Below are 23307 nucleotides of genomic sequence, written 5' to 3' on the forward strand. Positions count from 1 at the left end.
GACCTGATAATAGGCTAACCGTCAACCGAAGCGGCGGGATGCATTTCAAGCGCCGCGTTGGCGTCCCTTTTAAACGGAACCGCCGCCAGCACCGATGCAAGTACCATCAGACCTCCGCCAAACCATGCCCAGCCAGAAAGATGCTCACCGAGCCATACGTATGCGAATAGCGCACCGAACGCGGGCTCGCTTCCCATCAGCAAAGCGACGCGCGTTGGGTTGCTGCGCTTGACGGCAAAGTTCTGTGCGAAGAAAGCGAACAACGTACAGGCGAGCACGAGGTAAGCGATGCTCGCCCATAAGTCACCGTGCCCACTGAGCGACGGCAGCGCATCCCAATGTTGTGACGGCAACACGAACGCCGCCAGGACGCTGCCCAATGCAACGACGCCTGCCTGGACCGCGGTCACCGACAGCGGAGCAAGTGCCGATTCGCGCATCACACGCTTGGTCACGCACACCATCAGCGCACGCAGTAACGCCGCAAGAAGAATCAGCGCGTCGCCCGCGGTCGGAATGATCACGCCTGCGCTCACGAACGCGGCGCCCGTCAGCGACAGGCCCACGGCGATCCATTCGCCACTCGACGGCTTTCGTCGTAGCAACACCCATTCGACCAGCGGCGTAAGCGCGACACACAGACTGATAAGGAACGCCGCATTCGACGCGCGTGTGTGCGCTATCCCGAAAGTCTCGGCCAAAAAGATGCTGAGCAGGATTGCACTGGAGCCGAGCGCACCCAGCAAGGCGGACGCTTTGACGTGTCGGAGCGAGCGCAACGCTGGCGACAACACGAGGAACGTCAGCCCGAAGCGCAACGCCAGCAGACCGAGCACGGGATAGATCGTGAGCGCGCCTTTCACGACCCCATAACTTGTGCCCCACACCATCGCGACCGCAAGCAGCATCAGGTCGGATATCCATAACGCGCTCTTTTGCTTCGACATGACGGACCTTCTGTTTTCATTCGAACGGCCCAAATTGTCGGGTATTGCATTGACAAATATAATCCGGGTCAGCGGAACATCTTTTATGTTTGAAATGCACAAATGACCGGTGCGCGTGCGAGGGTCGCGATGAATGCCAATGAACTCTTTGCGTTGCTACCCGACATGGCGACGTTTGCGAGGGTTGTCGACGCCGGCAACTTCTCCATTGCCGCGCGGCAACTGGGCAGTACACCGTCGACTGTCAGTCGGCAGATCAAGCGCCTTGAGGATTCGCTTGGCACGCGGTTGCTTGAGCGCTCGACCCGTAGCATCCGTTTGACGGATTCAGGCGCGCAGATCTACCGGTATTGCCGGGATATGGTCGGTGCAGCGTCGGGCGCCGTCGACGTCGCTGGACAAGTGACGGGTGATCCGCGAGGCAAGGTCAGCATCAGTGCGCCGATTTCATTTGCGAGATCTGTCATCCATCCGCTTGTTCCCGAATTTCTGCGCATGTGGCCCGACGTGGATGTCCATCTGGTCTTCGCCGACCACGAAGTCGATCCGCTACGTGACGATGTCGATATGGTGATCCGACTCACGCGTTCGCCTCCGCCAGGTCTTGCCGCCCGGCGACTTGGAGCGGTCAAATGGGGTTCTATGCGCGTCACCTGCTTATCTCGCGGAACGGGGGACACCGGCCGAGCCGCACGACCTTGCTCGGCATGCATGCATGTATCTAGGGGAGACGGTCGACGACAATCGATGGCATTTCCGCCGCGACTCTGAGACACAGTCGGTCGAAGTGAAGGGGCGATACATCGCCAATGATGCGGGCGCGCGATTGGATGCTGCGCTGCATGGCCTGGGCATTGCGAGCTTGCCCGACTTTGCCGCTGCGCAGGCGATTTCCAGGGGCGGCATTGTCCGGGTGCTGACCGACTGGGAGTTCGAGGCCCGTACATATATGGGACCGGTGTGGCTGCTTTATCCGTCGAATCGATTTTTTACCGTCTCGAGCACGTGCGCTCATCGATTACCTGGTGAGCCAGCTCCACGACACGTAGGCTGGGTCACCAATCGCAGCGACGAATGACCGGTTTTCACCCAGCAATGCAGTCGTACGACCGCAGCATGCCTCCCAGGTGAATCCCAACGCGAAATAGCCCGATCCTGATATGGTCGCAAGGTCGTGCGGGGTCCCGGGTGTTGGCCAGGGATTGCAGTTAGGGATTGATGTGCCAAAGCGTGGCTCGATTCGAACTTCCAGGGTGCCGTCACGCTCGCACTGGCCACACCGACGGCATCAGGCGCGCAGGGCTGCGCGCCTCCTTTGCTATCAGCCGTGATAGAAGCCGTCGGTTGTTGAGACAAAATAAAGTTGTATAGTGGCTTCATTGATTTAAAACGATTTTTCCTGATCCGCCCGTTGTTTTAATGAAAGGTTGTATAGTGGCGCCGTTGATTTGAAAGGAAAAAACCCCGAAAAATGAGGGTAAATTTTTTAATTTAACTCTTGACTGCTCCCCCGACTTCGGCCGCAAGGGTCCCAAGTGCCGCTGTGAACGACAAATAGAGTCCGACACATGACAAGAGACTTCGATACCAAACCAAATAGTGTTTGACACAAACGACAGGAGCCTGGGGCGTGAGTTCATCCACGACGACAGGCTCCGGCGCTTCCCGGCCAAGTGCAGACATTCGCTGATCGCTGAAATCACCAAAATGAACGGCAGCAGTAAGGCGTACAGCCGCAGTTCGCAAAAAACACTCTGACGCCGGGTCATCGGCCGTGGTCACGGCGACAGCGATTGGGAGCTTTGCGCGCGGGGCGCGATGAAATACGGTTGTCATGCTTTGTCTTAGCGGTCAGGACCCGGTGCGTGCGCGCGATTCCTGGGGCACGAATCTCCTGAATCGAAGTTCACCTTGCTGGCGCACTTCAAATTCCACACCGGTTTCCTGAATGACGAACAGCGCAGTCGCGAGTGTGTTCTCGTCGTCCGGGTCAGCAGGGTCATCACGATAAATTGGCAGACCTTTCGACGCCTTGTCCGAGAGTACCTGCAGCAGACTCAACCCGCCGATGTTCGAGAGACTCGGAAGAAGCTCGCCGAGTCGGGTCTGCCGGTCGCGGGACGACTCCGTGATAATCTGCTCCTCGTTGTCACAGCCGACATGGACAAGGTGGTTGGCGTGTCCGCACAGGCGGGTCACCTCCGTAACGGAGCAGCGCTGTACAGTGGCTTCGATGCTGAGCAGCCGTGGGTCCCCGACGCAACCCAGCGTGTGGTGAAAGCCGCTGGCCCGTGGCACACCATCGAGCACCCTGATGGCGGCGTCAAGTGAAGCGACGTCGAGCACCGCGCGGGTGAGCACCATGCGGGGCACCCCAACAGCGGGCTTCCTGATTCGCAGGTTGTTGATGGCCTGTACCAGTCCGGCACGGCTTACTGCGAAGGTATGTCCGGGCAGGGAGCCCGGGTAGTAGAAGCTCACGAACCCGGGCTTGCCGGTTGGACGGATATCCACGAGCTCGCACTGGTCGCGCAGATACGGGTCGCCATCCTCGTTATGCGCGATGAGCCGCTCATTTTGCGACCTGGCAGCCAGTGTCGTGCACCCGTCCGGCGCGTTGTGAATCAACTCTCCCCGGCAGTTCCACAGGAACACGTCCTCGGCGGACCATCCCATGCCTGCCGCCATCCCTTCGATTTCTGCGACATGGTCAGGGAACGCACTTTCGGCAGCCTGGCGCAGGTCTCGCACAAACGCGTGCCCGCGCCATCGGCTGACCGCCTGCCAGGCGACGCTTTGGCCCATGTACGCACCCATCACCGGCCGGGCCAGTGAGCCGAGGGCGTATCCGATTTCGTACGGAGAGCCGGAAATGACGGCGGGAGTGAGAACCTTCATATCGGACATAACCTCGCTTAGGACACGTGCTGCAAAAAGTCTTTCAGTCGCTGTGTCGGTGGAGTGTGGATGAGCGCGGCCGGTTGCCCGTCCTCGGCGATGCCGCCCTGGTCCATGAACAGCAGGCGCGTGCCGACGCGCTTCGCGAACCCGATTTCATGCGTCACGACAATCATGGTCATGCCCTCGGTGGCGAGGTCCTGCATGACCTTGAGGACTTCGTGACGCAGCTCCGGGTCCAGCGCCGAGGTTGGCTCGTCGAACAGCATCAACTTGGGCCTGATGGCCAGGGCGCGGGCAATCGCGACGCGCTGCTGTTGTCCCCCAGACAACTCGGACGGGTAATGATTGGCGCGCGCTTCGAGGCCCACCTTGTCCAGCAATGCCATTGCCTGGTCGCGCGCCTCGGCTCGCGATGCTCCGCGCACCTGGATAGGGCCGAACATGACATTCTCCAGCGCCGTCATCTGGGGAAACAGGTTGAACTGCTGGAAGACCATGCCGGCCTCGAGCCGGATGTTACGGATCACGGAGGCGTTGCCCTTGACGCTCTGCCCGTCGACCAGCAAGTCTCCGCCCGAGATTTTTTCCAGTACGTTGATACAGCGAAGCATCGTGGACTTGCCCGAGCCGGACGGACCGACGACAACCACAACTTCGCCACTTTCGATGCGCAGGCTGATGTCCTTGAGCACGGGCACGTGGCCGAAGCTCTTCGAGACCCCCTTGAATTCGACCATGTTCATAGGATGCTCATCCTCTTTTCAACGAGACGCAGTGTGAGCGTCATCACGCCAGTCAGAACCAGATAGATGACGGCAACCGCGGTCCAGATCTCCACGGCGCGGAAATTTCCCGCGATGATTTCTTGCCCCTTGCGTGTCAGTTCGCCCACACCTATGACGATAAAAAGGGACGTGTCCTTCAGGCTAACGATGCACTGGTTGCCGAGCGGCGGAATCAACCGGCGAAAGGCCAGCGGCCCGACAATCTTTAGGAGGACACGTGGCATGGACAGACCCATCGCAAGACCGGCTTCCGTGAGGCCTTTGGAGATGGACAACAGCGCGCCGCGCACCACTTCGGCAAGATAGGCGCCCGAATTTACCGTTATCGCGATGATGGCGGCAGTCAGGCCATCGATTCGGATATGCGCAAGCAGCGGCAGGGCGAAGTACAGAAACATGACCTGCACGACAATCGGCGTACCCCGGATCAGCTCAATGTAGGCCTGAGCCAGAATGTTCAGTGCGACAGGCCCATACGCCCGGAACATTCCGGCGATCATGCCGACGATGAAACCACCGACGAGCCCGACAACTGCAATAAAGACTGTGAGCTTCACGCCGTCCAGCAAGTCTGGAAGTGCCGCTCCGATAACTGACCAGTCGAATTCCACAAAGCGCTCCTGATTGTTCCGTTGCCAGCGCGACGGTCGTGACCGCCGCGCCCCCATTTCCGAGATTTCCGAGCGATTACGACTTCGGCGGTTCGGAACCGAACCACTTCTTGTAGAGCTTCGCGTAACGGCCATCTGCCTTGATTTTCGTCAGATCTTCGTTGACCTTCGACACCAGAGGACTTCCCTTCGGAAAGCCGATGCCGTATTTGTCGCCACTGACGGGGGCGCCGGCAACCTTGACCTTGCCTTTGCCTTCCGTGTTGACGAAGTACAGGACATTTGGCGTATCGTGCATGGCTGCGTCGACGCGGCCCGCTTCCAGGGCCAGATAGGCCTGGTCGATGTTGGGGAACTGACGGATTTCCTTGGGCTTCAGGTGCGCCTTGATCCAGTCGATCGTTGCGGTGCCCGTTTTTGCGCCGATGACCTTGCCATTCAGGTCGTCAATGGACTTGATGCTCGTGTTGCCGACTTGCACCATCGCAGCGAGTCCGCTGTCGTAATACGGGTCCGAAAAATCGATAGCCTTCTTGCGTTCTTCCTTGATGGTCATGCCCGAAAGCGCGACATCAATGTTCTGCGTTTGAAGCGCCGGAATCAGACCAGCGAAGTCCATCGGCTGAATCTTGTACTTCCAGCCCTGGTCCTTCGCGATTTCGGCCCACAGGTCAAGGTCGAAGCCGACGTACTTGTCACCCTGCTTGAATTCGAACGGCATGAAGGAGGTGTCGGTACCGACAACCAACTCTTTGGTTTCCGCGTGCGCGATGCTGGCGCCGAACATTGCAACAGCAATGACGGACATAAGGAAGGAACGACGTCCCATGATTCTCTCCGCAGTGATTGGCGATGTCACCCCCACGACGTGGGAGGGACCAATGACAGCAACGCTACATGCAGCGCAACACGCGATGTCTTATGAGAATTGTGCGCAACGTTTGTTGTCAATATGGATAGTACTCCACCAGAAAGGGACGTCAACAAAAATTGGGGGAGGGAAAACACGTAGTCCCGGCGTCGGGACTGCGCGACAGATGGCGGTACCACTGACCGGATTCAGCTTACGTATGCACCCTTCGCGTGTAGCGTCTCTTCCGCCTCGGACAATTGCTGGATGGCCCTGTTTCCTTCAAGTGCCAGCAGATGGGCGACCAGCGACTCGGCGATCGCGGAAGCTGCGACGAGGGAAGGAAAAAACGATGGACTGTCGTGTGTGAAGAGCAGCACCTCATCGGCGCTCAGCGCAATGGGAGAAACCGCGCTGTCGGTGATGGCGACGAGCTTGCTGCCCTGTTCCTTGGCGGCTTCCGCGACTCGTGCGGCTTCGCGTGAATACGGTGCGAAGCTGATGACGACGGTCGCATGCCCCTTCGCGATGCTGCGCAACTGCATTTCAAGCGTGCCCGCTTCCCCGGAGACGAGGCTCACCGAAGAGCGGAAGAGTCGGTACCCATACAGGAGGCCGAACGCAATCGGGAAGCAGGAACGGAAGCCGCCTATATGGACATGCGGAGCCTTTCTGAGCAGCTTCGCCGCATCCACGATGCGAGCGCCATTCTGTGCGAAAGTAGTCTCGAGATTGTGTTGCTGCGCAGCCTCCATGTCGTGGGCAAGGGCTTCGTGATGACCGCCCCTCACGAGCGTTCGCGCCTTGCTGCTCAGCGGTTCCGGGCGTGTTCGAAGGCGGGCGACAAAGATTTCCCGAAACTCGTTCCAGCCTGGGAAGCCGAGTTGTTGGGAGAGGCGCACGAGGGCCGCGGGTTGTACTTTGGCGTTTTCTGCGACCTTCCGCATTGACGATACTGCAACCTCGTCCGGGAAATTTAACAGGTAGGCTGCGCCTGACTGAAATTGGGGGCTCAGTTCCGGAAATCTGGCGCGAATGAGGGCTGCTAGGTCTTCGAAACTGGGAGTCACGGCGCGGACCTCGGTGGGATGACAACAAATGTTACGGAGCCGCATCCAAATAGGCAAGGCCCCACCAGCAGGCTGTCAGCGACTGGGGTCGCGAAACCTGTGCGAGTTCGGGTGCGGGTCGAAGAGGTGGTGGCCTGCAGGTGCTGTTGACGCTGAAACAGAGGTTGCATCCACAGAGGAAATGAGGCTTCCGAGCCCATTGCCACGCGTCCTTTGCATCGCCCGCGAGCGGCATAAGTATGAGAACAGCTAACTACACCACCAGAGCCAATCGCAACGTCAGTAAAGGCTCAATTACGGGTAAACGCTGGATTGCAACAAACGTTGCCCATGCGTAGATTTTACGCAACGGACGTTTCTTCGCGTGTTTGTGTTTGTCCGAGACGCCACGACCCGTGAGGTATGCCCCACACCGTGAGCGAGCCCATCAAGGTGCAATGACGGAGACGTTCATGGTTTTCGAAACGATAATTTACGGTGTGCAGGACGGGATTGCAGAGGTCCGGTTAAACAGACCGCATCGTCTGAATGCGGTGGTCCAGCAACTTTACGATGAGTTGAGCGAAGCATTAAGCCTCGCTGAAGCGGACCGCGCCGCGCGGGTAGTTCTCGTTACGGGAGAGGGACGCGCATTCTGCGTCGGAGCGGACCTTAAGGAACACAAGGCGGGCCGCACGGCCTTCGAGCGTCGCGAATACCTGCGGGGTGAGCAGGTGGTGTGCAAGCGACTGCTGACGCTCGGCAAGCCCGTGGTCGCGGCAGTAAATGGCTTCGCGCTGGGAGCCGGCGCAGAAATCGCGATTGCCTCCGACTTCGTTGTGATGGCCGAGAGCGCGAAGATTGGATTGCCCGAAATAAGCATCGGCAACTTTCTCGGCGGCGGAATCACGTATCTCCTCCCCCGGCTGGTCGGCCTGGCAAAAGCCCGCGAGCTCGTTTTCCTGGGAGAGCGGATTGACGGGCAAGAAGCTGCTCGCATTGGGCTCGCAAACCGCGTGTATCCCGATGAGGGTTTTCTTCAGAGCGCACGGGCGTTTGCACAGAGGGTCGCCAGCAAGGCTCCGTTCTCGATGCGGCTGGCGAAGGAACAACTGAACTTCGCTGGCGAGCGCACCCTTGACGCAGCGCTGACTGCAGAACTGGAAGGCATGATGTTCTGTTCAACAACGAAAGACTGGCAGGAAGGCATCGATTCCTTCGCCGAGAAGCGTGAACCGGTGTTCAAGGGAGAATAACGATGAGCAGCCACTCTATTCGCGAACTTTTCTATCCAGACTCGATTGCCGTCGTTGGCGCATCAAAAGACCAGACGAAGCGGGGTTTTCGTTCAATTCAAAAGTTGCTGGAGGACGGATACGCCGGGGCGATATACCCCATAAATCCGAGAGAACCGGAAATCCTGGGCCTGAAATGCTATGCGAGTCTGGGCGACATACCCGGCAACATTGACCTCGCTCTGGTCTGCACGCCGGCAAAGACCCTGCCACAGGTCATCGAGCAATGTGGCAAAAAAGGCGCAAAAGGCGCGGTTGTGCTGGCGGGCGGATTTGCCGAAGCAGGCGATGACGGGCGGCGCCTCCAGGACGACATGGTGCGAGTCGCTCATGCCTATAACGTACGTATCGTCGGGCCGAACACGTCCGGGGTATTTAATACCCACAAGGCCTGCAACATTGTCGGCTTTAGCAATCTGAAAAAAGGCGGTATCGGATTGCTGTCCCAGTCTGGAAACATGGCGCTTTCTCTCGTGACGGAGGCCGAGGCCAACGGACACATCGGGCTGTCAACGTACGTGGGCATCGGCAACGAGTCGGATATCCAGTTCAACGAGTACCTCGACTACTTTGCAGAAGACGAGAACACGAAGGTCGTCGTCGCGTATGTCGAGGGTATGAAAAATGGGCGGGTGTTCCTGGACGCACTGCGTCGCATTACACGCAGGAAGCCGGTCGTACTCTACAAGTCAGGCCGCACCAGCGCCGGACGTAGTTCCGCGAAGTCGCACACTGGTGCGTTGGCCGGAGACTACGCGGTGAGCGAGGGCGTTCTGCGTCAGGCGGGTGCGGTGCTCGCTCGCAAGTCCGACGAGATTCTCTCGCTCGCTGAAGCGCTTTCGCTGCTTCAGCCGCTCGCGTCGCGCCGCGTGGCGGTGCTCGCTGATGGTGGTGGGCACGCGACGATTGCTGCAGACGCCTTGAGCGAACATGGTCTGACGCTTGCTCCCCTGAGCCACGAAACGCGCCAGCGCCTGTCAGCAATCCTGCCGCCGTCGGCCGCCGTTGCGAACCCCGTCGACGTTGCAGGGGGAACGGATTCCAACCCGGCGGTATTTGCCGACTGTGCCCGCATTCTGCTCGAGGACCCTCAGGTGGACGGACTACTCATCACGGGGCTCTACGGCGGATATGGCGTGAGGTTTTCCCAGTCGCTGACGCCCATTGAGATGCAGACCTCTACGCGAATTGCCGCAATGCTGGAAGCGCGCGGTAAACCAATCATTGTGCACAGCCTCTATGGGAGCTTGTATTCGGACCTGCGACCGGCCCCTCTGACGTGTATCCGTGAAGCCGGTGTACCGGTTTACGACTCGCTGGAGTTGGCGGTCCGCTGCATGCAGGGCCTCGCAGAGTTTGGCGAGGCGCAGAGGCGACCACTTGCTGAAGCAGAGGACCATCCGGTGCGGTCGCCGTCATTCGAGACGGTCCTGTCGTCCTGTCGCAGCGAACACCGGACGGTTGTGCTCGAGCACGAGGCCCGGCAGGCGCTCGCGGACGCCGGCGTCCCAATGCCGGCTCCCGCGATTCTGGCCAGGTCACTGCATGAGGCGGTTGCGGCGTTCGAGCGCCTCGGTTCGGTGCCAGTCGCGATGAAAATCGTGTCGCGCGACATCATCCACAAGTCGGACGCCGGTGGGGTCAGGCTCAACGTTGGAAGCTCCGATGGGGTTAGGCACGCGTTCGAAAACATCGTGGCCAATGGCCGGAAACATGTGCAAGACCCGGACATTACCGGCGTCCTCGTGACGCCCATGGCGCCAAAAGGTGGCGTCGAAATCATCATCGGTGTCGTGCGTGACCCGACTTACGGCCCGGTCATGATGTTTGGCCTCGGCGGTATCCTGGTCGAGGTACTCAAAGATGTCGTGTTCCGCTCGCTCCCTCTCACGGAGGACGACGCGCACCGGATGCTCGCCGAGATTCGGGCCAGTGAGATTCTGAACGGGGTACGGGGAGCGGCCCCGACCGACAAGGATGCGCTGGTCAGGTTGATGATGGGCATCTCGACGCTTTGCTCGGCATTTCCGGAAATCGCCGAGCTGGACCTGAATCCCGTGCTTGCCTATTCCAGTGGGGTAGCCATTCTCGATGCTCGCATCCTGCTTGAGGATGTCAGTGCGGCCACCCCTCAGTGACATTAAACCGAGCAGCCAAGATGAACCATGCACCTGAATTGACTGATGCATTGCTACGCGTCGACGGACGTGTCGCAACACTGACCTTGAACCGCGATGATGTCCGTAATGAGCTCACCGGCACGAAACTCGTGGACGACATTGAACGCACCGTTCAGTGGATTAACACCGAGGAGTCTATCGGTGTCCTGATTGTGACCGGTGCCGGAAAGGCCTTCTCTTCCGGCGGAAACATCAAGCACATGTTCCATCGCGAGGGGAGTTTCGGTGGGGACGTCTATGAGGTCCAGAAACAGTATCGGCAAGGCATCCAGCGAATACCCCTGGCGATGCATCTTCTCGACGTCCCGTCCATAGCAGCCATCAATGGCGCCGCATTGGGCGCGGGCTTCGACCTCGCCTGCATGTGCGACCTGAGACTGGCTGCAGCTGACGCAATCATGGGCGAGACCTTTGTCAATGTGGGAATCATCCCCGGAGATGGCGGAGCCTGGTTTCTACAACGACTCGTGGGCTACCAGCGGGCAGCCGAGCTCACGTTTTCAGGCCGAACCTTTACCGGGGTTGAAGGCAAGGAGCTTGGTGTCGTTCTCGACGCCGTTGGCGCAGACCAGTTGCTGGAAACTGCTCAGCAGTTGGCCAGGAACCTCGCCGCAAAACCGCCGCAAGCCCTCCGGCTGACGAAGCGTCTGATGAAATCAGCCCAGCGCATGGAACTGCACGACTTCCTCGACCACTGTGCCGTCTTTCAGGGTATGTGCCACAACACTGACGATCATCTCGAGGCGCTGGCTGCGACCATTGAAAAGCGGGCACCTCAATTCAAAGGTCAGTAGCGACGCTCCCTCCTCGCTGAAATAGTTCGTGCAGTTTCCATAGGACTGGGCCTTCTAGCGAATCGGCCCGGGGGGACGCTTGCTGCACGTTTCGTGCGTTCGCGCATCGTTTTGAGATCGGGGCGGCGCCACTGTCCGCACCGGCCGACGAGCTGGCAGTCGCGATCTTTGCGTCAATGGCAGTTCAACCCCTCCGAAAGCTGTCATTCGAATGATGAGCAGCCGGGGGTCCGCAGTGGGTCGAGTCTGAGTCGATAACGATCGCGCACAGCGGCTCACAGTGCAGAGGAAAACATGAGCGGACCTACGAGTAGGCGATGGACCTGCTCATGGCCGCGGACTTCGATGTGAAGCTGGTCAGGAAGATGGGAAAGCAATTGGTCGAGCTGGCCAAACGTATCGTGGCAGCTCGCTCCGCCCAGTCGGCGAGTTACGATCCACATACGTTTTCGCCCCGGCGCCCGCGTACGAGAGAAAGGGCAGCTTCATCATCGGTTGTGAGCAGGTTTGCTCCCACGAGCTTTTCCCTACACACGGCTTTAGCCAGGCTCTGACCTCGCTTCTGCATGAGCCATCGGATAGGCCACACCCGCGCGGTCTGATCCGCGGACGCGGTTACCACCCGCTGGCCGTCCGGGCTGAAGGCGGCGGAGAAAACCGGTCCCCGGTGCCCGGGGAGCTGCGCGATCACCTGGCCAGTCGCCGTGTCCCACACCCGCGCGGTGCTGTCCGCGGACGCGGTCACCACGCGCCGGCCGTCCGGGCTGAAGGCGGCGGAGAAAACCGGTCCAGGATGTCCGGTGAGCTTCGCGACTATCTCGCCGGTCGCCGCGTCCCACACCCGCGCGGTCCTGTCCGCGGACGCGGTCACCACCCGCTGGCCGTCCGGGCTGAAGGCGGCGGAGAAAACCGGTCCCTGATGCCCACCGAACTGGGCGATCTGTTTGCCCGTGGCCGCGTCCCACACCCGCGCGGTCCCGTCCCAGGACGCGGTCACCACCCGCTGGCCGTCCGGGCTGTAGGCGACGGAATCAACCGGGCCCTGATGCCCGCTGAGGAGCAAGATCTGTTTGCCGGTGGCCGCGTCCCACACCCGCGCGGTCCCATCCCAGGACGCGGTCACCACCCGCTGGCTGTCCGGGCTGAAGGCGGCGGAAAAAACTGCCCCCTGATGCCCGCTGAGCTGCGCAATCCGTTTGCCCGTGGCCGCGTCCCACACCCGCGCGGTGCTATCCGCGGACGCGGTCACCACCCGCTGGCCGTCCGGGCTGAAGGCGGCGGAAATAACTGACCCTTGATGCCCTCTGAGCAGCAAGATGCCCATCGCCGCGTCCCATGTGCGCGCGGTCCTATCACGGGACGCAGTCACCACCCGCTGACCGTCCTGGCTGAAGGCGACGGAATTCACCGGCCCCTCGTGTCCGGTGAGCTGTGCGATCACCTGGCCGGTCGCCGTATCCCACACCCGCGCGGTCTTGTCATCGGACACGGTCACCACGCGCTGGCCGTCCGGGCTGAAGGCGGCGGAGCTCACCGGTCCGCGATGCCCAGTGAGCTGCACGATCAAGTGGCCGGTCGCCGCGTGCCACACCCGCGCGGTGTTGTCATCGGACGCTGTCGCCACGCGCTGGCCGTCCGGGCTGAAGGCGGCGGAGAAAACCGGTCCCCGATGCCCTATGAGCTGCGCGATTACCTGGCCGTTCGCCGCATCCCACACCCGCGCCGTCTTGTCATCGGACGCGGTCACCACGCGCCGGCCGTCCGGGCTGAAGGCGGCGGAGCTTACCGGTTCCCGATGTCCGGTGAGCTGAGCGATCACGTGGCCGGTTGCCGCATTCCACACCCGCGCGGTCCTGTCCGCGGACGCGGTCACCACGCACCGGCCGTCCGGGCTGAAGGCGGCGGAGAAAACCGGTTTCTGATGCCCGGTGAGCTGCGCAATCTGTTTGCCCGTAGCCGCGTCCCACACCCGCGCGGTCCTGTCCGCGGACGCAGTCACCAGGCGCCGGCCGTGCGGGCTGAAGGCGGCGGAATAAACCAGATCCTGATGCCCGCTGAGCTGCGCAATCTGTTTGCCCGTAGCCGCGTCCCATACCCGCGCGGTCCCGTCCGCGGACGCAGTCACCACCCGCTGGCCGTCCGGGCTGAAGGCGGCAGAATAGACCAGATCCTGATGGCCACTGAGCTGCACAATCTGTTCACCCGTGGCCGGGTCCCACACCCGCGCGGTCCCATCCCAGGACGCGGTCACCACCCGCTTACCGTCCGGGCTGAAGACGGCGGAATCAACCGCATTCTGATGCCCGCTGAGCAACGCAATTTGCATTGATGCTTGCGCGCCACGCATAAGCTCAAGCTCTGCTTCTACCGATCCCGGCGAGAGCCAACCCTTGTCCATCGCCAGCATTGCGAAGCGCATTGCGCGGTCATAAATTCCCGCGTCGTTCGCCGTCGTCGCGGCCGACGCCAACGCAAGGGAAGTCTGGCGTGCGACCGCCCGAGTCTGGTGAATGATCCACCCCGCAGTCACAATTAGAATGAATACGATTGCGCCAATGAGTACCTGGATGCGTCGCTGCGTGCCCTGTCCGTGCCTGCTCTTCCTTGACATGAACTTGATCCTCAACGATTTGTTGCAACTGCGATGCGTATTCCACGCCAAACCGAACACCAATTCCACGGCGAACCGAGCACGGATTCCACAGCAAGCCGAGCGTCGATTCCACGGCAAATCGAGCAGGGATTCCGCGACTGCCCGAGCGCGATTTCCACGCGTAACCGAGCGGTAAGCTGGAGGGACGGCAACGCGGGATAACCATGGCACGCTTGACGATTTTGTCGAGCGAGCGAATGTCGAATAAAAGGTTATCCATGCGTCAAATCAAGGAAGTGCTACGCCTGCGCTTTGTGTGCCAGCGTAGCCAGCGTGAGATCGCGACGACGATAGGCGCATCGAGCGCGACGGTCTGGGACTATCTGGATCGCGTACGGCGCGCACAACTGGACTTCGAGAAGGCGATGACGATGGAGGAGACAGCGTTGGATGCGCTGCTATTCCCGCCGCCGCCGTCGTCAAGCCGGACACGGCCGATGCCCAATTGGCCGATGGTACATCGTGAGCTCGGCAGGAAAGGCGTGACGCTTGACCTGCTATGGAACGAGTACAAAGCGCAGGAGCCCGAAGGCTACGGCTACAGCTGGTTCTGCAAGTATTACGAGCGATGGGCGGCAGCGTTGCCGGTCACGCTTCGCCAGACGCACACGCCCGGGGAGAAGCTGTTCATCGACTATTCGGGTAACAGGTTGGGCATCGTCGATCCGCACACCGGCGAGATCCGTGAAGCAGAGGTATTCGTCGCGACGCTCGGCGCATCAAACTACACCTACGCCGAAGTCACCTGGACCCAGCAGCTTGAGGACTGGATTGGCTCGCATGTGCGCGCCTTGAACTTCATTGGCGGTTGTCCCGAGATCCTGGTCCCCGACAACCTGAGGTCCGGCGTGCACAAAGCCGACTTCTACGATCCGGTTCTGAACCGGACCTATGGAGAGATGGCCGCGCATTATTCCGTGGCGATCATCCCAGCCCGCAAACGTCGGCCCCGTGATAAAGCGAAGGTCGAGCAGTCGGTGCTCCTGGCGCAGCGCTGGATTCTGGCACGGCTGCGCAACCAGCGGCTGTTCAGCCTCGACGAAGCCAACCGCGCGATCGCGGCACTCCTCGTTGAACTGAACAACAGGCCGTTCAAGAAACTGCCCGGTTGCCGCCGCAGCGCCTTCGAGGAACTTGATCGTCCGGCACTTCGTCCGCTGCCAGACAGACCCTACCAGTATGCGCAGTGGAAGGTTGCTCGCGTCGGCATTGATTACCATGTCGAGCTCGACGAACACTTTTACTCCGTCTCATACAGCCACGCCCGCGAGCAGGTGGAGGTGCGCCACACGAAGACGACCGTCGAGATCTTCCTGCGCGGTCAGCGCATTGCCGCGCACGCGAAGAGCGAGCGCCGCGGCCATCACACCACGATCGCCGCCCACATGCCGGCGAATCATCGGGCAGCGACCACCGAGTGGAATCCGCAGCGGCTGATCAACTGGGCCATGGAGATCGGCCCGCACACCGCCGCAGTCATCGAACACCTGCTTGGCGGTCGCCAGCATCCACAGCAGGCTTACCGCGCCTGTCTGGGCGTGCTGCGCATGGGCAAGGACTATGGCCATGCGCGACTGGAAGCCGCCTGCCAGCGTGCCATTGATCTTAAAGCGCCGAGCTATCGGTTCATCGCCTCGACGCTGAAGAACGGTCTGGAGAACAGGGCCGACACGGCCGCCGCCCAGACCGAATTGCCGCTCGCGCATGCCAACGTGCGTGGACCGTCTTACTACCACTGAAAGGAGATCATGACATGCTGCATCATCCAACTGTCGAGCGGCTGCACGAGTTGCGCCTGTTCGGCATGGCCGCCGCGCTGGCCGACCAGCAATCCCAGAGCAGCATCGACCAGCTCGGCTTCGAGGAGCGCCTGGGGCTGCTCGTCGAACGGGAAGCAAGCGAACGTCAGTCGCGCCTGCTCACGGCGCGGCTACGCCGCGCGAAGCTGCGTTTCCCGGACGCGGTGCCCGAAGACATCAACTACCGCGAGCCCCGTGGACTGGATCGTGCGCTGCTCGCCCGGGTGCTCACTGGCGAATGGGTACGGGCGCACCAGAACATCATTCTGGTCGCACCAACCGGGCTCGGTAAAAGCTGGCTTGCATGCGCGCTGGTCAACCAGGCGTGTCGCCAGGGCTTCTCGGCCTGCTATCTGCGCATGCCGAAGTTCAACGAGGAGATGGCCATCGCGCACGGCAGTGGGGGCTACGCAAAGCTGCTGGCACAGTTGGCCAAGACCGACATCCTCGTCATGGATGACCTGGCCATGGCACCGCTGTCAGATGCGGCGCGGCGCGATCTGCTGGAGGTGCTCGACGACCGGCACGGCCGGCGCTCGGTGATCGTCACCAGCCAGATTCCAGTCGACAGCTGGCATGCTGCCATCGGAGATCCGACGCTCGCTGATGCAATTCTCGACCGGCTGGTTCACAACGCGCATCGCTTCACGCTCTCAGGCGAATCGATGCGCAAGCGCCGAAATAGTTTGACCGCCGAAGGCGGGAAGGAGTAAAAAAACTCACCCCGCGTCGCCATGTCCGCAGCGCTCGCTTTGTTGTGGAATGCCTGCTCGGTTTCGCGTGGAATGCTTGCTCGCTTTGCCGCAGAATGGCCGCTCGATTTGCGTGGAATATGCAAACTGCGACTCGCGCTCCGCGCGTGCGACCTCCTCGCGCCCGCGGCAAGCCCGTAGATAGGAAAGGTCGTCCGCGCCCAGCCGAAAGCGATTCGCACATGTCAATTCGCAAAGAAACCGCTCGCCCCACACCGTCGCCCAGACGTCTGGCGGCCTCCTGGTCGCATCGTCTCACGCCACACCATGCACTCGATTCTAAGAAACAGCACATCAGTGCGCACCAGTGTCCGCTGACAAGGAGCAACCTGCCGTTGATGTAGCGTCGGGACCAATGACCGGAGTGGGTCGTATGCGGAATTTGGTTCTGTGACGGGTTTGACCACAAGCGAGCGCCCAAGAGTTCGGTCAAAGACCAGTTTGCCCCTAATGCGCCTACCGCATGCGCCTCAATCGAAAGGCAATTCAAGTCTGGTCGACATCTGGCCGCGTGGCTTTTATGAGCGGACGAATTCGCAAGCAAATGTAAACGTGATGAACCGCCGAAATGACCGAAGGTCCAATGGGGCTCAATCGATCAATCATCGGACAAAGAAGGGAGATTCCGAACATGGCGAAACGCGTATCCTGGATCGCAATGCTGGCCGCGGCCGCGCTTGTTGCGCCCGCCGCTTCGTACGCGCAACTCAATCTCCAGCAATTCGGTTTCGGCGGCAACAAGGCGGAGCCGGCCGCGAGCGGAACAAATGGCGCGGCGCAGCCCTCGGCGCTGACGTCGCTCGTGCAGAACTACCTCGGTGCGAACCAGCAGGTGCTGAGCGGGCAGTCGAGCCTCGCTTCGTCGATGGGGATGACGGGCGTCGCGAGCCAGGCGCAGTCGGCGGTGGGAATGCTGGCGGGTGCGGCTGGTTCGGGCGGTGCGGGCGGGCTGCCGAGCGCGAGCGTCCTGTCGCAACTCGGCGGGACGCAGCAGAGCGTGTCGCAGTCGCTGATGCAGGCGTTCACTCACGGCTCGTCGACGCCCGCGTCGACCGGAGCCAGCAAGCAGGCGTTCACCGACGGCCTCGCGTCGCTCGGCAAGGGCGTGAGCCAGTACGCGGGGCTGCAATCCGATCTCGGCGCGGTAAGCAATACGATGAGCATGTCGTCGCTCCTGCAGGCGGGCTCGAATCCGGCGACGGCACAGGCGGCGACGTATATCGCGCAATCGGCGCCTGGCCAGTTGCAGTCGCTGGTCTCGACGCTGTCGCAGGCCGTGCAGTACGCCAAGACCAACGGGATTGCGGTGCCGGCGGTCGCTACTTCGGCGTTGAGCGGCGTGAGGTAGGCGGCGCATTCTTGAGAGAGCACGGTCTTGAGGGGCAGATGTAAAAAAGCGGCGAAGCCTTGAGGGCTTCACCGCTTTTTTACTCCTGCATCGTCTCACCGTGAAGACGTGGTCAATCCCGCAAAAGTCGTGATGTACGGGAAGTGCTGTCGGATTCATTATCTGCAAGCAAACGACCGCCAAGTGCACGATGTTGAACCCGCGGCTTTTCGACAAGCGTGGCAGTCTGTCGGCTGGCCGTCTATGACGACAGTTGGACCTCGGCAGCGGCCACTGAGATATCGCAAGATGCGGCGACCGGATATTGGGTCGACTACTGCCGGTCGCCGACAGACCGCCGTCGGCCAAAGGACGAAACCGCTCGCGCGGTAAGGGGCTCCGGCCAACGTTAGTGGTCCCGGAGAGGAAACCGACTCTGTTTTCATGTTGAAGGGCGAGGCAATCCGCCTCGTCGTTCAACGGGAGCAGAGCCATGACTCACACCAGCCAGGATATCAGTCCGCTGCGCCAGCGCATGATCGACGACATGCGCATGCGCAAGCTCGCACCGAAGACGCAAGCCGGTTATGTCCGCGTGGTCCTTCAGTTCGCCGCGTTCCTCGGGCGCCCGCCCGGCACCGCCACCGTCGAGGACCTGCGGCGCTACCAGCTGCATCTGGTCGACCACGGCATCTCGCCCGTGTCGCTGAATGCCGCCATCACCGGACTGAAGTTCTTCTTCGAGATCACGCTCCACCACCCCGAGCTGATGGCGAGGATGCAGCCGGTGCGCGTGCCCCGCACGCTACCGGTCGTGCTCAGCCCCGACGAAGTGGGCCGCCTGATCGCCGCCGCCGGCAACCTGAAGCACCAGACCGCGCTGTCGGTCGCCTACGGCACCGGCCTGCGCGCCAGTGAAGTGGTGGCGCTGAAGGTCGGCGACGTTGACAGCCAGCGCATGACGCTGCGTATCGAGCAGGGCAAGGGCCGCCGGGACCGCTACGCGATGCTCTCGCCGGTCCTGCTCGAACGCCTGCGTGTCTGGTGGCGCGTGGCCCACGCGCAGGGTCGCATGCTCAAGGGCGGATGGCTGTTCCCGGGGATGGATCCCGTCGACCCGCTGACCCCGAGGCAACTGAACCGCGCCATCCATGCCGCCGCCGAGGCCGCGAACATCGACAAGCGCGTTTCCATGCACACGCTGCGTCACAGCTTTGCGACTCACCTGCTCGAACAGAAGGTCGATATCCGCCTGATCCAGGTCCTGCTCGGGCACCGGCAGCTCGAGACCACCGCACTCTATGCCCAGGTGGCCACCGACCTGCTACGCCAGGTCATCAGCCCGCTGGACCGCCTGCCTTCCGACTAGACCTGCACCGCGCGGAGCGCCCCGTGCTGGAGGTCGCGGACATCTTCCGCGTCCACGGGCCAGCGTGGCGACAGACTGTACAGCTAAGCCGGGGACAGCTGAAGGTCATGTCGGCCATCGAACAGTGCCGCAGCGCGGCGCTGGGTGGACATGTGTTGCGCTGTTCCGGCTGCGCAAAGGTGGAGATCGCCTATAACTCGTGTCGTAATAGACATTGCACAAAGTGCCAGGCGAGCGCCGCACACCGGTGGCTCGAGGCACGTCAGGCCGACCTGCTGCCCGTGGAGTATTACCACGTCGTCTTCACGCTGCCCGCCGCGATCAGTGCGATCGCCTGGTACAACAAGGCGGTGCTCTACGGGCTGCTGTTCGATGTCGCCGCCGACACGCTGCGCACCATTGCCGCCGATCCCCGACATCTCGGCGCCCAGATCGGCGCAACCCTGGTGCTGCACACCTGGGGCTCGGCGCTCACGCATCATCCGCATGTACATGGCATCGTTACCGGCGGCGGCCTGACATCCGATGGCGAGCGGTGGGTCGCCTGCCGGCCCGGCTTCTTCCTGCCGGTGCGTGTGCTCTCGCGGCTGTTCCGGCGCCGCTTCCTGGAAGAACTCGCGGCGCTGCATCGCCGCGGCCAGTTGCGCTTCTTCGGCGAGTACGCCGCGCTCGCCGATCCCGCTGTCTTCGCCCGGTGGCTGGCGCCGCTACGCGTGTGCGAGTGGGTGGTCTATGCGAAGCGCCCGTTCGCGGGACCCGAGGCGGTGCTCGCCTACCTGTCACGCTACACGCATCGCGTGGCCATCTCCAACCAGCGGCTGGTTGCGCTCGATGAACGCGGGGTCACCTTCCGCTGGAAGGACTATCGCGCGAAGGGGCGCACCCGCTACAAGACCATGACCCTGGGCGCGGATGAGTTCATGCGTCGCTTCCTGCTACATGTGCTGCCCAGCGGCTTCCACCGCATCCGCCACTATGGCCTGCTCGCCAATCCCGTGCGGCGGCACAATCTCGCGAAGATACGCGGGCTGCTGCATGTCACGGCCACCGGCGCGCAGGCCGCCGCTGCCAATGCACCACCTGGCAATCTCCCGCCGCGCTTCATCTGCCGGCACTGCGGCGCGCCGATGGTCATCATCGACATCCTGCAGCGCAGCGCACCGATCCGCGCACCACCCGCACAGCGAGCCGCAGCATGAGTGTGAGTGTTTCGAGACGTCCAGACCGACCGTCGGCTCTCCGGCAACGGGACCCGATAGCGGACGGTTGCGCCCCTCGCCCGGATCGCGCGGTTTCGCGCTCCGCGCACCGCCAGAAACACCAGCCGGCCCCCTTCGCCAACGTGCATCATCTCGACATCAACCCGGTTCACCTGACCTCGCCGTCATCCCGACGTCACGTGCGACCGCTCCAATCCCCATAGCGATACAGGTTCCGGCCGCACCGGGACACTCCGCGGTTTCCTCCATCGGGGTTTGTACGACGCCTGCCCGCATGCTCCTGTGGCGCGCGCCCATGTGCACGGTCAAGGGCAGGCATCCTACAAACCTAAACAGGAGCGGACGTCGAGGTACCAGCTTAGGATCGCTCCGAAGCGGACTTTCGCGAACTGTTTCGCGTAGCTTGCACGCACCGAAGAGGTCCAGGAACCTCGAGTGCGGGGAACGTGAACCCCGCGGAGTTCGGTTAGCCCCGATTTGATTCACGCGTCGCGCTGATCAGGTTCGGCGTGACGTGGACGCGCTTCAAACGTGCGCGACACAAGCAAGTCACCCAGCAACGACGACGGCAATGTCGGCAGCGTGTTCACGCCGAACACCACCACGCGGCGCGGGCGCGCGAGGCCGCGCGCGTAGATTCACGCTTTCGGTTTAATGTTCTGGTTGACTCGCAACAGGTTGTTGGGATCGTACTTCGCCTTGATCGAGGCAAGGCGCGTGTAGTTCTCGCCGTAGCTTAGTTCGACGCGGTTCTCGGCCTCGTCGGCGTCCATGAAGTTGACGTAGGCGCCTTCCAGATTGAACGGGTGGATAGCCCCCCAGTAGGCACGGCCCCAGGTCTTAAGCGCCTCGGCGTCCTTGGGATCCGGGCTGACCGCGGCAATTACCATCGAAAAAGACGCGTCCCGCGCGCTCCACGGCGTGGCATCCCTGGCGACCCGCCGAACGGCGCCGTCTATGGGGTAAAGGTGCATCAGGCAGAAGGGGGTCGGTGCCTTGAGCGCGTTGGCGATGTGCACGTCGATCGCCTCGTCAGGCAGCGCCTTGACAAAGTCGCCCTTCCAGTACCACTGCAAGCCTTTAGGGAAGAACGGGTCGAACAGACTGTTGATGGCGGTCCACGGCATCTCGCCCATCCAGTTGAACAGCGGGGCGGGCAGTTTCTCGAGCAGCGAGGCCATGAGCTTCTGACCCTCTGAGATCGGCCCGTTGAAAGCACCGATCAGAGCACAGGCGCGTTTGTTCCAGTGCTCCTTAGGGAAGGGATCGGTTGGAGGCACGGTTTTGAGGCCGACAAACAGGCCAAGGTCTTCGGGGGCGTGTGGGATGAAGTCGCGGTACATCGCCATAACTTGCCTGGCGTCCTTGGCGTCCCAGAAGATCGGACCGGCGAACACCATCTTGGCCCGGTGGGCCTGAAATAGAAAACTTGTGACCACGCCGAAGTTACCGCCGCCACCGCGCACCGCCCAGAAGAGGTCAACGTGCTTGTCCTTGTTAGCGGTGACGAAAGAGCCGTCGGCCAGCACTACATCCACCTCTAGCAAATTGTCGACCGTGAGGCCGTGCTTGCGCGTGAGGTAGCCGGTTCCTCCGCCCAAGGTCAGACCTGCGACCCCCGTGCTGCCGACGATGCCGAGTGGTACGGCGAGGCCAAAGGCGTGGGTCGCGTGATCTAGATCCGCTGCAGTGCAGCCTGGATCGACACGCACGGTGCGGCTCGCTGGGTCGACGCGCACGCTGCGCATCTGCGACAGGTCGATGACCAGCCCACCGTCGCAACTGCCCAAACCGGGGCCGCTGTGTCCGCCTCCGCGGATTGCGAGAAGCAGTTTGTTATCGCGCGCGTAGTTGACCGCCGCCATGACATCGGCGGCGTCGGTGCAGCGAGCGATCACCTTGGGCCGCTTATCGATCATGCCGTTGTACAGCGCTCGCGCCTCGTCGTAGTCCTTGTCTGACGGACCGATCAGCCTCCCGCGAAATTCCTGAATCGCAAACTCGCCCATGACGCTGCCTCCTTGAAGAGTTAATCCATCGCGCGCCCGCGCGACGACGCGCTGCCGTACCAAGAAGCCTCGCGCCGAACTGTCGACAAGAACGACCTCGGGCGCGTGGGATCAATCGGCATCTACGCACCTATCCGGTAGCCGATCGCGAGCTTAGCCTCGCACCTCACTTGATGAAAAGCATAGTGCTCCGACGCAATTGCCGGAAGGAACTTCCGATTGACGACACCGACAGCAAGACGAGCGAGCAACCAGTCGAATGAAACCCGACCATCGGCAGCCGCTCTTGAGTCCAGGAGAAAAAAGGGGCGCGTCCAACCGGAGAACTTGACCGGCCAGACGGCTTTGAAGCGTCCGACGCAGCTCAAATGGTCATTTGAATGGCCGCTACCGGGAATTCCGAAGATCTCTTTCGGGTCGGCTCCTGTTAGTCGCCATCGAACCGGGTCCGGCCAGGTGCGGTCATCCGCCCGTGCATTCGCAAGGACACTCGAACGTCAGCTGAACCTTGGAAGCAATCCAGGCCCGTGCCGGGTCCGGCGTTGGCGGAGAAACAGGGATGGGGTATACAGGTGAACGGCAGCGCCGCAATGACCGACACGGCAATGGTGCATGCCTGCGGCGTGCCTGCCGCAGGATAAGCCCGCTTGGAAGCATGGTCCGGGATTCGTCGGCGACAGTGGTGAGCAGCGCGAGCTGCATCCCGTTCAGGAGATCGAGTCAATTACGACGCATCCCATGGCGCTGCCGTTCGCTAACCATTCGC

At 61.7% G+C, this 23307-nt stretch carries 16 protein-coding genes and 1 pseudogene; 9 read left to right on the forward strand and 8 right to left on the reverse strand.

The window, feature by feature from the left end; genetic code table 11:
* Positions 1-14 precede the first annotated feature (14 nt).
* Entirely contained in the window at positions 15-947 is a 933-nt protein-coding gene (locus OKW41_RS27555; RefSeq protein ID WP_429574583.1) for a DMT family transporter, read from the reverse strand.
* Positions 948-1076: 129 nt separating this feature from the next.
* Between OKW41_RS27555 and OKW41_RS27560 the strand changes: the two are divergent.
* Positions 1077-1996: pseudogene (locus OKW41_RS27560) on the forward strand (LysR family transcriptional regulator).
* A gap of 802 nt (positions 1997-2798) precedes the next feature.
* Here OKW41_RS27560 and OKW41_RS27565 read toward each other — a convergent pair.
* The 5 genes from OKW41_RS27565 to OKW41_RS27585 form a co-directional block, all read right to left on the reverse strand.
* Positions 2799-3845: a C45 family autoproteolytic acyltransferase/hydolase gene (locus tag OKW41_RS27565; protein ID WP_429574584.1), complete on the reverse strand. Its 1047-nt coding sequence runs from the start codon at positions 3843-3845 to the stop codon at positions 2799-2801.
* A 17-nt stretch (positions 3846-3862) separates the two neighbouring features.
* Positions 3863-4591, reverse strand: a complete 729-nt coding sequence (gene glnQ / locus OKW41_RS27570) for a glutamine ABC transporter ATP-binding protein GlnQ (protein WP_429452274.1) — start codon at positions 4589-4591, stop codon at positions 3863-3865.
* Positions 4588-5244, reverse strand: coding sequence for a glutamine ABC transporter permease GlnP (gene glnP, locus OKW41_RS27575; RefSeq protein ID WP_133665171.1), 657 nt, complete (start codon positions 5242-5244; stop codon positions 4588-4590). The genes glnQ and glnP overlap by 4 nt, the downstream gene beginning before the upstream one ends.
* A 76-nt stretch (positions 5245-5320) precedes the next feature.
* Positions 5321-6073 (reverse strand): glutamine ABC transporter substrate-binding protein GlnH, encoded by a 753-nt coding sequence (gene glnH, locus OKW41_RS27580; RefSeq protein ID WP_026226140.1) that lies wholly within the window; start codon positions 6071-6073, stop codon positions 5321-5323.
* Positions 6074-6303: 230 nt separating this feature from the next.
* Entirely contained in the window at positions 6304-7164 is an 861-nt protein-coding gene (locus tag OKW41_RS27585) for a MurR/RpiR family transcriptional regulator (protein WP_429574585.1), read from the reverse strand.
* A gap of 452 nt (positions 7165-7616) precedes the next feature.
* Between OKW41_RS27585 and OKW41_RS27590 the strand changes: the two genes are divergently transcribed.
* The 3 genes from OKW41_RS27590 to OKW41_RS27600 are packed head-to-tail and all read left to right on the forward strand — an operon-like array spanning position 7617 to position 11412.
* A complete protein-coding gene (locus OKW41_RS27590; protein WP_429574586.1) occupies positions 7617-8399 on the forward strand; it encodes an enoyl-CoA hydratase/isomerase family protein in 783 nt (260 codons plus the stop codon).
* Positions 8400-8401: 2 nt separating this feature from the next.
* Positions 8402-10576: an acetate--CoA ligase family protein gene (locus OKW41_RS27595; protein ID WP_429574587.1), complete on the forward strand. Its 2175-nt coding sequence runs from the start codon at positions 8402-8404 to the stop codon at positions 10574-10576.
* Positions 10577-10596: 20 nt separating this feature from the next.
* Positions 10597-11412, forward strand: coding sequence for an enoyl-CoA hydratase-related protein (locus tag OKW41_RS27600; protein WP_429452268.1), 816 nt, complete (start codon positions 10597-10599; stop codon positions 11410-11412).
* A gap of 430 nt (positions 11413-11842) precedes the next feature.
* On the opposite strand, the gene OKW41_RS27605 is transcribed toward OKW41_RS27600, so the two are convergent.
* A complete protein-coding gene (locus OKW41_RS27605) occupies positions 11843-14092 on the reverse strand; it encodes a WD40 repeat domain-containing protein (RefSeq protein ID WP_429574588.1) in 2250 nt (749 codons plus the stop codon).
* Between the two features lie 170 nt (positions 14093-14262).
* On the opposite strand from OKW41_RS27605, the gene istA reads away from it, so the two are divergent.
* From istA to OKW41_RS27630, 5 genes are all read left to right on the forward strand, one after another.
* Entirely contained in the window at positions 14263-15804 is a 1542-nt protein-coding gene (gene istA, locus OKW41_RS27610) for an IS21 family transposase (RefSeq protein ID WP_429571339.1), read from the forward strand.
* Between the two features lie 14 nt (positions 15805-15818).
* Positions 15819-16577 (forward strand): IS21-like element helper ATPase IstB, encoded by a 759-nt coding sequence (gene istB / locus OKW41_RS27615; protein ID WP_429571338.1) that lies wholly within the window; start codon positions 15819-15821, stop codon positions 16575-16577.
* A 670-nt stretch (positions 16578-17247) separates the two neighbouring features.
* The gene (locus OKW41_RS27620) at positions 17248-17964 is read left to right on the forward strand and encodes a hypothetical protein (RefSeq protein ID WP_429574589.1); all 717 of its coding nucleotides are present in this window, start codon (positions 17248-17250) and stop codon (positions 17962-17964) included.
* Positions 17965-18436: 472 nt separating this feature from the next.
* Positions 18437-19312 carry a tyrosine-type recombinase/integrase gene (locus tag OKW41_RS27625; RefSeq protein ID WP_429574590.1) on the forward strand — a complete coding sequence of 292 codons (876 nt, stop codon included), beginning with the start codon at positions 18437-18439 and terminating at the stop codon, positions 19310-19312.
* 2 nt (positions 19313-19314) lie between these two features.
* Entirely contained in the window at positions 19315-20511 is a 1197-nt protein-coding gene (locus OKW41_RS27630) for an IS91 family transposase (protein WP_429576489.1), read from the forward strand.
* A gap of 659 nt (positions 20512-21170) precedes the next feature.
* Here OKW41_RS27630 and OKW41_RS27635 read toward each other — a convergent pair.
* Complete coding sequence (locus OKW41_RS27635; RefSeq protein ID WP_429574591.1) at positions 21171-22541, reverse strand: FAD-binding oxidoreductase; 1371 nt, start codon at positions 22539-22541, stop codon at positions 21171-21173.
* Between the last annotated feature and the right edge of the window lie 766 nt (positions 22542-23307).

The sequence above is a fragment of the Paraburkholderia sp. UCT70 genome, from assembly GCF_050434085.1.
Taxonomy (GTDB): domain Bacteria; phylum Pseudomonadota; class Gammaproteobacteria; order Burkholderiales; family Burkholderiaceae; genus Paraburkholderia; species Paraburkholderia tuberum.

Bases quoted from the DNA above. Each gene is read 5' to 3' on its own strand.
- istA (WP_429571339.1), top strand. From the start codon at position 14,263: ATGTCGAATAAAAGGTTATCCATGCGTCAAATCAAGGAAGTGCTACGC.
- OKW41_RS27565 (WP_429574584.1), bottom strand. From the start codon at position 3,845: ATGAAGGTTCTCACTCCCGCCGTCATTTCCGGCTCTCCGTACGAAATC.
- istB (WP_429571338.1), top strand. From the start codon at position 15,819: ATGCTGCATCATCCAACTGTCGAGCGGCTGCACGAGTTGCGCCTGTTC.
- OKW41_RS27625 (WP_429574590.1), top strand. From the start codon at position 18,437: ATGACTCACACCAGCCAGGATATCAGTCCGCTGCGCCAGCGCATGATC.
- OKW41_RS27600 (WP_429452268.1), top strand. From the start codon at position 10,597: ATGAACCATGCACCTGAATTGACTGATGCATTGCTACGCGTCGACGGA.
- OKW41_RS27635 (WP_429574591.1), bottom strand. From the start codon at position 22,541: ATGGGCGAGTTTGCGATTCAGGAATTTCGCGGGAGGCTGATCGGTCCG.
- OKW41_RS27555 (WP_429574583.1), bottom strand. From the start codon at position 947: ATGTCGAAGCAAAAGAGCGCGTTATGGATATCCGACCTGATGCTGCTT.
- glnQ (WP_429452274.1), bottom strand. From the start codon at position 4,591: ATGAACATGGTCGAATTCAAGGGGGTCTCGAAGAGCTTCGGCCACGTG.
- OKW41_RS27595 (WP_429574587.1), top strand. From the start codon at position 8,402: ATGAGCAGCCACTCTATTCGCGAACTTTTCTATCCAGACTCGATTGCC.
- OKW41_RS27620 (WP_429574589.1), top strand. From the start codon at position 17,248: ATGGCGAAACGCGTATCCTGGATCGCAATGCTGGCCGCGGCCGCGCTT.
- glnH (WP_026226140.1), bottom strand. From the start codon at position 6,073: ATGGGACGTCGTTCCTTCCTTATGTCCGTCATTGCTGTTGCAATGTTC.
- OKW41_RS27590 (WP_429574586.1), top strand. From the start codon at position 7,617: ATGGTTTTCGAAACGATAATTTACGGTGTGCAGGACGGGATTGCAGAG.